The following is an 11,800-nucleotide window of genomic DNA, read 5'->3' as shown; positions in this document are numbered from 1 at the left end:
ATCGAGCGAACCGTGTGTTTCGCAGCACGATCGCAGGGAAATACAAGCGTACGCAGCGTGCGGTCGGGATCATGGATGGCGGGGAGGCCGTCTCACGCGAGCAACGGAGGTATGTATGGTCGTCGCGACGACGCCGGATCGCCCGGCGCCGGTCGAGCCCGCCACATCGGCGCAAGCGCGTTGGTGGCGGCCGAGGCTGCCCGCGACGGCGGCGTACTTGGCGGGGCTGATCGTCGTCTCGGCGATCTTCTCGGCCCTGAGCGACTCCGCGCAGACCAGGATGGTGCTGCACGCGAGCACGAATCTGCACAACCTGTTGAGCGGCCGGTTGGGAACGCTGCTCGCGAGCGCGTTCGTGATCGGTGACGCCGTCGGGTCGTGGGTCATCATCCCCTTGCTCGCCTGTCTGCTCGCCCTCGCCGAGCTGCGCTTCGGCGCGCTGAGACTGGTGCGGGTGTTCCTGGTCGGCCACGTCGGCGCCACCTTGCTCGTCGCGGCGGGTTTGTGGGTGGGCGTGCGAGCCGGGTGGGTCCCCGCGAGCATCCGCTGGGCCGAGGACGTCGGTGTCAGCTACGGGGCCATGGCGCTGATCGGCGCGCTCGTCGCCGCGATGCCGTACCGATGGCGCATCGCCTGGTCGACGGTGTGGTTCATCGTCGCGGTCGAGGGTGTGCTGATCGGACAGACCTTCACCCAGGCCGGGCACCTGGTGGCGCTCACGATCGGCACGGCGGTCGGATTCTTCATGATCTGGTCCAGGACGACCATCCGGCGACGGCTCACCCGGATCGAGGGCGCCTTGCTCGCCGCGAGCGCGGTGCTGGCGGCGATTCTGCTCATGGGCTGACGGCAGCCGCGATAGGGCGCTCGCCTACAGTGCTTGGGTGCGCCTAGTGATTGCTCGCTGTCAGGTCGACTACGTAGGGCGACTCACCGCCCATCTTCCGATGGCCCGAAGGCTACTGCTGATGAAAGCGGACGGCTCGGTGCTCGTGCACTCCGACGGCGGCTCGTACAAGCCGCTGAACTGGATGAGCCCGCCCTGCCGACTGGACGAACGCAACGGTGACGCGCAGCTACCGGACGGTGCGAAGGCGTTGTGGGTCGTCACCAACAAGGCCGGCGAGGAACTTCGCATCACCATCGAGGACATCGAGCACGACTCCTCCCACGAACTCGGCGTCGACCCGGGCCTGGTGAAGGACGGGGTGGAAGCCCACCTCCAAGAGCTGCTGGCCGAGCACGTGCACACGCTCGGCGCCGGGTTCACGCTCATCCGCCGCGAGTACATGACCGCGATCGGCCCGGTGGACCTGCTGTGCCGGGATGCCGACGGCGGCACGGTGGCGGTGGAGATCAAACGGCGCGGCGAGATCGACGGTGTCGAGCAGCTCACCCGTTACCTGGAGCTGCTGAACCGGGATCCATTGCTGGCTCCGGTCGCGGGCGTCTTCGCCGCGCAGCAGATCAAGCCGCAGGCGCGCACGCTCGCCGAGGATCGCGGCATCCGCTGCCTCACACTCGATTACGACGCCCTGCGTGGCACGGAGAGCAGCGAATTCCGCTTGTTCTGAACTCAGGGCAGTGCGGGGTGCGCAGGGGCGAGTAATACCCTTGTCGCATGCCTCGCCGGAAACCGCGTTCGGATCGCTACGCAGAGCGCTCGCGGGCCGGTGGCGCACCACTGGGAGACGTCTTCGGACGGACCGAGGCCGGTCCGGACGGTGCGGAGACGTATGTGGTGCGCGCCATTCCTGGCGCCCGCGCGAGCAAGACCTACCGCTGCCCCGGCTGTGACCACGAGATCCCGCCAGGGGTCGCCCACGTCGTCGCATGGCCCGCGTACGGCGGCGAAGACGACCGCAGGCATTGGCACAGTGGGTGCTGGAACGGGCGACAGACGCGCCGGATCACTCGTCGGTGGTCCTGACGCCGCGTCGCGGAGGCATCGTCGCGGGCGAGTAGGTCGGCAGCGGATGGGCGAGGTCGGTCGATTGCGGGAGGGTCTGCGCGCCTGACCCGCAGTACTGTCCCGGCGGCTTGACGGTGAGCACCTGGCGACGATTGCGGCGGCACGAGAGCCGCTGGTCGTCTGATGGTCCGGGTCGCCGCCGCGTTCGGCGAACAGCCGCTGCATGGTGGGGCGGGCGTGACCTGCATTCGTAGCCGAACTGCTCGGTGGCGTCGGCGCGGACTGGGCATCGCGGAATCCCGCGTCATCGACGACATGAGCCGCACGGGCAGTCGGCAGTTCCCTGCGACGGAGCTGCTCGTTGTCACGAAGCCGGTGCGGTTGGCGAGGGTAGAAGGGATCTCGTCCCTCCTCGGGGAAACGGGACGGACTCTGTTCGAGGATGACGAATCCCGGGTCCCTGATCAGATGGTGTTGTGCGCGTCGTCGAATGTCGCCGCGGCGGCGGGCCTGCCGGGGGCGGAATTAGGGAAGGCCGCCCCGGTGCGGAGCGGCCTTCGGTGATTTCGGTTGAGATTTGCTGCTGTCGCCGTTTGCTCCGACGTCAGTTGCTGATGTCGGCGCTCTCGCGCTCGTCCGAGTCGATGTCCTCGTCCTCGGTCGCGACCTCGGGGATAGCCTTCTGGCGGGAGCCGGTGACCGACTTTGTGTTGCCGCCGATCGACTTGCGCTGATCCGGAACACCGTCCAGCAGTTCGCTTTCCCGGTTGACCGCGGCGAGCATCGCGGGCACCGAGTCGAGCTGACCGCGGATACCGAGCAGCTGGGCGAGCACGCGGCCGCGCAGCACGCGCATCTCCTCGGCCAGTTCCTTCGCGTGCGCGATCTTGCGCTCGGAGGTCTGAGTGGCGGAGGTGATGAGGCGGTTGGCCTCGTCGGTCGCGTCCTTGATCCGCTGGGCGGCCTCGGCGCGGCTGGTGGCTTCCAGCTCCTCCATGGCGCGAGTGAGCTTGGTGCGACGCTCGGCCATGGTGGCCTCGAAGTCCTGCTGGGTGGCCTTGCGCTTCGCGTCGGCTTCCTTCGCGATGCGGTCGGCCTCGGCCTGGGCGGCCTCGATGATCTTGGCGGACTCGGTGCGTGCGTTCGCGAGGGTCTGCTCGAATTCGATTTCGAGCGCCTCGCGCTTCTCCTTGGTCTCCGCGAGCAGCGACTCGTACTTGCCACGCATCTCGGTGGCCTGCTGCTCGGCGATCGACACCATCTCCGCGGCCTCGGCCTGGGCCAGCGCACGGACCTCGGACGCCTCGTCGGAGGCGAGCCGCAGCATTCGGGAAATGCGGTCGGACATACCTTCCGCGGTGGTCGGCGGCACCGAGAGTCGGTCGACCTCCTTACGGAGTTCGTCGATCTCGTCGCGCGCGTCTTCCAGCTGGCTGGCGAGGTTACGTGCTTGTGCCGCAGCCGCATCGCGGTCGGTGGCGGTGACTCTCAGTTCCGCGTCGAAGCGGTCGAAGTAATTACGCACCTCGTCTTGCGCATAACCCTTGCGCACAACGGTGAAGGGCAGTGCAACGAAGCGATTGCGATCGGACTCGGGTGACGACATGGCACACAAACTACAGCCTGAAGACAGCCGATGGTGACTCGACTGCGAATGTCATTCCAACGAGTTTTCCCGACCTGACGGCGATACTAGTGCGTAACATTCGCGTTCGGTTCGACCAACTCGATCAGCACACCTCCAGCATCCTTCGGGTGGATGAAATTGATGCGGGAATCGGCCGTTCCGTGCCGTGGGGCCTCGTACAGCAAACGCAGACCCTTGGCGCGCAGGTGCGCGGAGACGGCCTCGATGTCGGTCACCCGGTAGGCCAGTTGCTGCAAGCCGGGGCCGTTACGGTCGATGAACTTCGCGATGGTCGACTCCGCGTTGAGCGGAGCCAGCAACTGCAGGGCAGTGGCCCGGTCCGGGGCGCCCGGCAGCGACAGCATCGCCTCGTGCACGCCCTGGGCCTCGTTGACCTCGCGGTGGGTCTCGATCATGCCGAGGTTCTCGGCGTACCAGGCGACCGCGGTGTCCAGGTCCGGCACCGCGATGCCGACGTGGTCGACCGCGGTGACGTAGTCCGCGGGGATGAAAGACGACTGTTCGATAACGTTGCTCACCATTCGAACGTAGCGCGACCTGGCACGGGGCGCGCAGGGCGCACCCGCTACCGTTGAGTAGAACACCTGCTCCCATGGTGCCCCGGTGCGGGCACGAGCAGGTCCGATCTACGAATGCGAGGCTCGTCGTGACCACTTCCGTGATCGTCTCCGGTGCGCGTACCCCGGTCGGCAAGCTGCTCGGAGGTCTGAAGGACTTCAGCGGTTCCGATCTGGGCGGGTTCGCGATCAAGGCGGCGCTGGAGAAGGGTGGTGTCGCGCCCGACCAGGTCGACTACGTCATCATGGGCCAGGTGCTCACCGCGGGCGCGGGGCAGATCCCGGCCCGGCAGGCGGCGGTGGCCGCGGGCATCCCGATGGACGTGCCCGCCCTGACGCTGAACAAGGTCTGCCTGTCCGGCATCAACGCGATCGCCCTCGCCGACCAGCTGATCCGCGCGGGCGAGTACGAGATCGTCGTCGCGGGCGGCCAGGAGTCCATGAGCCGGGCGCCGCACCTGCTGGAGAAGAGCAGGGAGGGCTTCAAGTACGGCGATGTGACCCTGCGCGACCACATGGCCTACGACGGCCTGCACGACATCTTCACCGATCAGGCCATGGGCGCGCTCACCGAGCAGCGCAACGAGACCGACCGGATCAGCCGGGAGGACCAGGACGCGTTCGCGGCGGCTTCGCACCAGCGGGCGGCGGCGGCGTGGAAGAACGGCGTCTTCGACGACGAGGTGGTCCCGGTCGCGGTGCCGCAGCGCAAGGGCGATCCGGTGCTGGTGACCACGGACGAGGGCGTTCGCGCCGACACCACCGTGGAGTCGCTGGCCAAGCTGCGTCCGGCGTTCCGTAAGGACGGCACCATCACGGCGGGCACCGCGTCGCAGATCTCCGACGGCGCCGCCGCGGTCGTGGTGATGAGCAAGGAGAAGGCGCAGTCGCTCGGGCTGAGCTGGATCGCCGAGATCGGCGCCGCCGGCGTGGTCGCCGGTCCGGACTCGACCCTGCAGGACCAGCCCGCCAACGCGATCGCCAAAGCCTGCGCTCGCGAGGGCATCTCGCCCGCCGACCTGGACCTGGTGGAGATCAACGAGGCGTTCGCCGCGGTCGGCGTCGCGTCCACCCGCAAGCTGGGCATCGACCCCGAGAAGGTGAACGTCAACGGCGGCGCGATCGCCATCGGCCACCCGCTGGGCATGTCCGGCGCCCGCATCCTGCTGCACCTGGTGCTCGAGCTGAAGCGCCGCGGCGGTGGCGTCGGTGCGGCCGCACTCTGCGGTGGCGGCGGGCAAGGCGACGCGCTGATCGTCCGCGTCTGATGTTCGTGGGGTGACACCCCACGCGGAGGAATCAACCGATGGCCGTCCCGAGTGGGCGGCCATCGGTCGTTCCGCCGATTCGAATAAGGCGAGATTCGTCACCGGTCCGACTCGCGTTCGCGCGGCTTCCGCGCAGGCGATGAAGGGTAAGCAGCCGTGGGCCACAACTCGAGTCCGAGGCGACCACGGGCACGCGAGGGTGCGACCGAGAGCCACCGGTTCGCGTGCCCTGTATTCGGCACTCGCGTACCGACGCGCTCGGCTCACCCCAACCCGGGGGACGTGCAGCCGGGCCGTCGGATGAGGGCTGCCTCCGCAGAACGGCAAGCGGGTGTCCTCGTAGTGTTGCGCCCCGCCAGTTTCGAGCGAAGCGACGAGCATGTTCGGTTCGTGCCCCGGCCGGCTCGCAGTCGGTGGCCGCGTGGGCGATCAAGGGCAAGCAGCCGGGGCCGCAACATGAAGTGGGGCGACCGCCGTGAACACGCGAGGGTGCCACCGAGAGCCATCGTTTTTGCGTGCTCTTCGTCGTGCGTTCGTATGCCGACGTGCCCGGCTCACCCTCAACCCCGGGTTTCGAGCGAAGCGAGACCGAGCATGTTCCGTTCGCGGCCCGGCTCGCGTCCGAGTGGCCGCCGCGTCCGCGACGAAGTCGCCAGCGGCGGCCACTCGGACGCGAGCCACAAGGGGGCCGCGAACACCCAGCGCCGCAGGCGCTGGAAATTAGACACAGCTCACTACGACAGTGTGTAGTGCATCCGGCACAATGGGCGCATGGGCAATGTCTTCGACCTGAGCACGGTGGCCAAGCGGTTTCGATTCGTCGCGGTGCTGGAGGCGATCTCCTGGTTTCTGCTGATCATCGGGATGGTGTTCAAGCGGATCCCAGAGCCGGTGCTGTGGCCGGTCAAGGTGTTCGGCATGACGCACGGCATCGTGTTCGTGCTGTTCGTGATCACCGCGATCGTCGCCGCGCGCGAGCTGGGCTGGAGTGCCAAGACGACCGTTCTCGCGCTGCTGTCGAGTATCCCGCCGTTCTGCACGGTGCTGTTCGAGGTGTGGGCGGTGCGCTCGGGGCAGTTGGGTGAGCTGAGCAACGCCGGTTCGGCCGAGTCCGGGGCACCCGCATCCGCCACGTCGTGACAAACTGGAAGTCGTGAATCGACCAGCCGCACGCCGTCCTTCGCCCGCTGTCGCCGCCGCCATGTCCGGCGCTGTCGATCTGTCCAGCCTGAAGCAGCCCGTGGCAAGCGCGGGCGGTGCGGCAGGCGGCGACCACGCGGTGTCGGAGGCCGATTTCGAGACCAAGGTCCTGCGCCGTTCCATGCAGGTGCCCGTGGTGGTCGTGCTGTATTCGCAGCGCAGTCCGGGCAGCGTAGAACTGGTGCGGACGCTGGAGCATCTGGTGGCCGCCGACGGCGGTACCTGGGACCTGGCCACGGTCGAAGCCGAGGCCAATATGCGGATCGCGCAGGCGCTGCGGGTGCAGGGCATCCCGACGGTCATCGCGATCGCGGCCGGGCAGCCGCTGGCCGATTTCGAGGGCGCGCAACCGGAGCCGCAGGTACGGCAGTGGCTGAACGCGGTGGTCGACGCGGTCGCCGGCAAGCTGGAAGGTGGCGAGCAGCCACAGGAGCCTGCCGAGGACCCGCGTTTCGCGGCGGCCGAGGCGGCGCTGGAGCAGGGTGACCTGGCCGGCGCGGAGGCCGCCTACCAAGCGATCATCGACGCCGAACCCGCGAACGAGGAGGCCAAGGGCGCGCTGCGCCAGCTCCGCTTCCTCGCCCGGGCACAGGAACTGCCGGAGTCGGCCATCGCGGATGCCGACGCCGACCCGTCGAACGTCGACGCCGCGATCCAGGCCGCCGATCTCGAGTTGTTCCAGCAGCGGCCCGAGGCGGCTTTCGATCGGTTGATCGCCGTCGTCAAGCGCACCTCTGGGGACGATCGCACCAAGGCGCGGACTCGCCTGCTCGAGCTGTTCGAGCTGTTCGACCAGGCCGAGCCGTTCGTCGTGGCCGCGCGCCGCAAGCTGGCCGCAGCGCTGTACTGAGTTCGCCGCGCGGGGTGGCCGCGAACCGGATCGCCGCGCAGCCTGCGGTCCGGTCCGGCTGTCGGACGATTCGCCGCTCGTGAACCGCGCGACTGCCGAGTGCCTGGCTTGTGCACAGTAGAGCTGTAGCGCCGGACATGATGGGTGGCAGTCCGGGCACGGTGCGCGGGAGGCGTAGCGGTTCTCGAGTTCCTAGACCGGACGCAGCCAGACCGCGCTGTGCGGTGCGAGCGTCACGGTGGCCGAGGCGGGACGGTCGTGCCACGGCTCGTCGGTCGCCAGCACCTCGCCCAGGTTGCCGAGGCCGGAGCCGCCGTAGCTCTCCGCGTCGGTGTTGAGGATCTCGAGCCAGCGGCCCCGGTGCGGCAGGCCGACCCGGTACGCGTCGTGCGTCGCCCCGGAGAAGTTGTAGACGCACGCCAGCACGGAGCCGTCGGAGCCGTAGCGCAGGAACGCCAGCACGTTGTTCGCCGTGTCGTTCGCCTCGATCCAGGCGTAGCCGCCCGGGGCGGTGTCCTGGCTCCACAGGGCGGGGTGGGCGCGGTAGACCGCGTTCAGGTCGCACACCAGCGCTGTGATGCCCTGGTGCAGCGGGTTGTCCCGTTCGTGCCAGTCCAGCCCGCGATCGTGCGACCACTCCTGGACCTGCCCGAAGTCCTGGCCCATGAACAGCAGTTGTTTACCCGGGTGGGCCCACATATAGGCCAGCAGCGATCGCACGCCCGCGGCCTTGGCGAAATCGTCGCCGGGCATCCTGGTCCAGAGCGTGCCTTTGCCGTGCACCACCTCGTCGTGGCTGATCGGCAGCACGTAGTTCTCGCTCCAGGCGTAGACCAGCGAGAAGGTGATCTCGTTGTGGTGCCAGGAGCGGTGCACCGGGTCGCGGCCGAGGAACCCGAGGGTGTCGTGCATCCAGCCCATGTTCCATTTCATGGTGAAGCCGAGACCGCCGACGTCGGTCCCGCGGGTGACGCCGGGCCAGGTGGTGGACTCCTCGGCGATCGTCACGACGCCGGGATGGTGCCGATGCAGGGTTTCGTTGAGGTCTTGCAGGAAGTCGACGGCCTCCAGGTTCTCCCGGCCGCCGTGCACGTTGGGCTCCCACTGACCTTCGGCGCGGGAGTAGTCGAGGTAGAGCATGGAGGCGACCGCGTCGACGCGCAGGCCGTCGATGTGGAATTCCTCGATCCAGTAACGCGCGTTGGCGATGAGGAAGTTGCGCACCTCGTTCCTGCCGAAATCGAACACATAGGTGCCCCAGTCGAGTTGCTCGCCCCGGCGCGGGTCGGCGTGCTCGTAGAGCGGTGTGCCGTCGAAGCGGGCCAGCGCCCATTCGTCGCGCGGGAAGTGCGCCGGGACCCAGTCCAGCAGGACGCCGATATCCGCCGCGTGCATGCGGTCGACGAACGCGCGGAAGTCGTCCGGGGAGCCGAAACGCGCCGTCGGCGCGTAGTAGGAGGTGACCTGATATCCCCAGGAGCCGCCGAACGGATGCTCGGCGATGGGGAGCAACTCGATATGGGTGTATCCGGTCGCTCGCACGTACTCGGCGAGCTGCTCGGCCAGTTCGCGGTAATTGAGACTCGGTCGCCACGAACCGAGATGCACCTCGTACACGCTCATCGGGGCGCGGGTGGGGTCGGTGGCGGAACGCCGCTCGACCCACGCGCGGTCGTGCCACGCGTGGTGGCTTTCGGTGACCACCGACGCGGTCGCCGGAGGATGTTCGGTGGCGAAGGCGAGCGGGTCGGCGTGATCGACGGTCCGCCCGTCGGCGCCGTGCACGCGGTATTTGTACTTGGTGCCCGGCTCGACACCCGGGACGAAGACTTCCCAGATCCCGGACGAGCCCAGCGCGCGCATCGGCGCGGTGTTGCCGCTCCAGCCGTCGAAGTCGCCGAACACGGTGACGCCGCGCGCGTTCGGCGCCCACACCGCGAACGAGGTGCCCGTGACCTCACCGTCGAGGGTGGTGTAGCGGCGCGGGTGCGCGCCGAGCACCTCCCACAGGCGCTCGTGACGTCCTTCGCCGATCAGGTGCAGGTCGAGTTCGCCGAGCGTGGGCAGGAAGCGGTAGCCGTCGGCGCTGATGATCGTCTGACCGCCGGGATAGGTCGTCACGACGCGATAGTCCATGATCTCCGGGTACGGCAGCACCGCGGCGAATACGCCGTGATCCAGGGACTTCAGCTCGTGATCGACGCCGCCGACCCGCACCGACACGGTCTGCGCGTGCGGGCGCAGCACCCGCACCGCCGTGCCGTCGGGGTGGGTATGCGCGCCGAGCACGGTGTGCGGGTCGGGATGGGTGCCCGCCGCGAGCAGCATGAGATCGCGCCGTTTCATCGCAGGGTCCTGCGGTAGGCCAGCTCGGTGCGAGCCTGCTGCGACACCGGGGGCAGCGCGATGATGTGCGCGACGGTGTGCGCGGGGTCCAACCGCACGTAATTGGTCTGGGCCCAGTGGTATTCCTCGCCGCTGACCTCGTCGTACACCACCGGATGGTCGTGCCACTCGCGGCCGATCGCGGGCAGATCCAGCGAGAGCATGCCCCACTCGGCGCCGTAGGGGTTGAGATTCACCACGACCAGCACCGCGTCGCCGCCGACGGGGTCGATCTTGGAGTAGGCGAGCAGCGCGTCGTTGTCCACGTGATGGAAATGCAGGCAGCGCAGCTGTTGCAAGGCGGGGTGCGCCCGGCGGATCTCGTTGAGCCGGGTGAGCCACGGCTCCAGCGATTCTCCGCGCGCGAGCGCCTCGGCGAAGGGGCGCGGGCGCAGTTCGTACTTCTCCGAGTCGAGGTACTCCTCGCTGTCGGGGCGCACCGCCTGATGCTCGAACAGCTCGAAGCCGGAGTAGACGCCCCAGGTGGGGGCGAGGGTGGCGGCCAGGACGGCGCGGATGGCGAACATCCCCGGTCCGCCGTGCTGGAGGCTCTCGTGCAGGATGTCCGGGGTGTTGACGAAGAGGTTCGGACGGGCCTCGTCGGCCTTCGCGGCCAATTCGTTGCCGAACTCGGTGAGTTCCCACTTGGCCACCCGCCAGGTGAAATACGTGTAGGACTGGCTGAACCCGCGCCGGGCGAGTCCGTAGAGCCGGGCGGGGCGGGTGAACGCCTCGGACAGGAAGATGACGTCCGGGTCGGTGCGCCACACGTTGCCGATCAGCCACTCCCAGAAATCGGCGGGCTTGGTGTGCGGGTTGTCGACGCGGAAGATCCTGACGCCCAGGTCGATCCAGTGCCGGACCACCCGCAGCACTTCGGCGTAGAGGCCGTCGGGATCGTTGTCGAAATTGACCGGGTAGATGTCCTGGTACTTCTTCGGCGGGTTCTCCGCGTAGGCGATGGTCCCGTCGGGCAGCGTGGTGAACCACTCCGGGTGCGCCTGCACCCAGGGATGATCGGGCGCGCACTGCAAGGCGAGGTCGAGCGCCACCTCGAGGCCGAGTTCGCGGGCCGCCGCGACGAATTCGGCGAAATCGTCTTCGGTGCCCAGATCCGGATGCACGGCATCGTGGCCGCCGTGCTTCGAGCCTATGGCCCACGGCGAGCCGACGTCGCCCGGCTCGGCGGTGAGCGCGTTGTTGCGGCCCTTGCGGTTGATTTCGCCGATGGGGTGGATGGGTGGCAGGTACACCACGTCGAAACCCATGGCCGCGATGCGCGGAAGCTCCTTCGCCGCCGTGGCGAAGGTGCCGTGCACGGGTTGGCCGGTGGCGTCGCGGCCGCCGGTCGAGCGTGGGAAGAACTCGTACCAGGAGCCGTAGAGCGCGCGGTGCCGCTCGACCTGGACGATGTGCTGCGGCCCCCGGGTGACCAGGTCGCGCAGCGGCGTGGCGCGCAGGATCTCGGCGACCTCCTCGGTGAAGGCCGGTGCCACCCGCGCGGGCAGTTGGTCGTCGCCGCGCAGCGCGGCCGCGACCGCGCGTAAGCGCTGGAATTGCTTCTTGGGCACGGCCTGGGCAGCGCGATCGAACAGGCGGGCGCCCAATTCGAGGTCGTTGGCCAGATCTGCGGCGCTCTGCCCGACCGCCAGCTTCGCCTCGATCGCCGAGCGCCAGGTCGCGATCGGATCGCTCCAGCCTTCGATCCGGTAGGTCCACACTCCAGGAGTGTTGGGGGTGAAGGTCGCGTTGAAGACGTCGGGCTCGTAGTCCGGCGTCATGCGGATGCGGGAGGGCCGCGAGGCGCCGGGGCCGCGGACGACGAGGGTGGCGGCGACGGCATCGTGCCCTTCTCGCCACACCACGGTGCGCACCGGGAATACTTCGCCGACCACCGCCTTGGCGGGCCGGCCGCCTGGGATGGACGGTGCAGTGTCATCGATAGCGATGCGGCCGGTCACGGGACCCAACCTACCGGTA

General features: G+C 68.6%; 10 protein-coding genes. 6 read left to right on the top strand and 4 right to left on the bottom strand.

The genetic code is table 11. The annotated features are described in order from the left end of the window. The first annotated feature begins 115 nt into the window (after positions 1 to 115). The 3 genes from NG1_RS16500 to NG1_RS35715 are packed head-to-tail and all read left to right on the top strand — an operon-like array spanning position 116 to position 1,930. Positions 116 to 847 (top strand): rhomboid-like protein, encoded by a 732-nt coding sequence (locus tag NG1_RS16500; RefSeq protein ID WP_062971747.1) that lies wholly within the window; start codon positions 116 to 118, stop codon positions 845 to 847. 37 nt (positions 848 to 884) lie between these two features. After that, positions 885 to 1,574, top strand: a complete 690-nt coding sequence (nucS, locus tag NG1_RS16495; RefSeq protein WP_040865179.1) for an endonuclease NucS — start codon at positions 885 to 887, stop codon at positions 1,572 to 1,574. A gap of 47 nt (positions 1,575 to 1,621) precedes the next feature. Continuing rightward, complete coding sequence (locus tag NG1_RS35715; RefSeq protein WP_084498967.1) at positions 1,622 to 1,930, top strand: Rv1322 family protein; 309 nt, start codon at positions 1,622 to 1,624, stop codon at positions 1,928 to 1,930. 586 nt (positions 1,931 to 2,516) lie between these two features. Here NG1_RS35715 and NG1_RS16485 read toward each other — a convergent pair. Together NG1_RS16485 and mce are read right to left on the bottom strand one after the other, a co-directional pair. Further along, positions 2,517 to 3,518: a coiled-coil domain-containing protein gene (locus NG1_RS16485; RefSeq protein ID WP_062971743.1), complete on the bottom strand. Its 1,002-nt coding sequence runs from the start codon at positions 3,516 to 3,518 to the stop codon at positions 2,517 to 2,519. Positions 3,519 to 3,604: 86 nt separating this feature from the next. Further along, the gene (gene mce / locus NG1_RS16480; RefSeq protein ID WP_309247347.1) at positions 3,605 to 4,078 is read right to left on the bottom strand and encodes a methylmalonyl-CoA epimerase; all 474 of its coding nucleotides are present in this window, start codon (positions 4,076 to 4,078) and stop codon (positions 3,605 to 3,607) included. 128 nt (positions 4,079 to 4,206) lie between these two features. Here mce and NG1_RS16475 point away from each other — a divergent pair, with 128 nt between their 5' ends. The 3 genes from NG1_RS16475 to NG1_RS16465 all read left to right on the top strand — a co-directional run bounded on the left by NG1_RS16475 (position 4,207) and on the right by NG1_RS16465 (position 7,435). Then, the gene (locus NG1_RS16475; protein WP_062971739.1) at positions 4,207 to 5,385 is read left to right on the top strand and encodes an acetyl-CoA C-acetyltransferase; all 1,179 of its coding nucleotides are present in this window, start codon (positions 4,207 to 4,209) and stop codon (positions 5,383 to 5,385) included. Between the two features lie 771 nt (positions 5,386 to 6,156). Further along, complete coding sequence (locus tag NG1_RS16470) at positions 6,157 to 6,525, top strand: DUF3817 domain-containing protein (RefSeq protein ID WP_062971737.1); 369 nt, start codon at positions 6,157 to 6,159, stop codon at positions 6,523 to 6,525. Between the two features lie 61 nt (positions 6,526 to 6,586). After that, positions 6,587 to 7,435 (top strand): tetratricopeptide repeat protein, encoded by an 849-nt coding sequence (locus tag NG1_RS16465; protein ID WP_062971735.1) that lies wholly within the window; start codon positions 6,587 to 6,589, stop codon positions 7,433 to 7,435. Positions 7,436 to 7,627: 192 nt separating this feature from the next. Here NG1_RS16465 and glgB read toward each other — a convergent pair whose 3' ends face one another. Next, positions 7,628 to 9,781: a 1,4-alpha-glucan branching protein GlgB gene (gene glgB / locus NG1_RS16460; protein ID WP_062971732.1), complete on the bottom strand. Its 2,154-nt coding sequence runs from the start codon at positions 9,779 to 9,781 to the stop codon at positions 7,628 to 7,630. Continuing rightward, complete coding sequence (locus NG1_RS16455; protein ID WP_062971730.1) at positions 9,778 to 11,781, bottom strand: alpha-1,4-glucan--maltose-1-phosphate maltosyltransferase; 2,004 nt, start codon at positions 11,779 to 11,781, stop codon at positions 9,778 to 9,780. Before NG1_RS16455 ends, glgB begins: the two co-directional genes overlap by 4 nt. Positions 11,782 to 11,800: the final 19 nt, after the last annotated feature.

This window comes from Nocardia gamkensis NBRC 108242 (assembly GCF_001612985.1).
GTDB classification, from domain to species: Bacteria; Actinomycetota; Actinomycetes; order Mycobacteriales; family Mycobacteriaceae; genus Nocardia; species Nocardia gamkensis.
The sequence above is the reverse complement of the archived record's forward strand: the minus strand, read 5'-3'. Positions and strand labels throughout refer to the sequence as shown.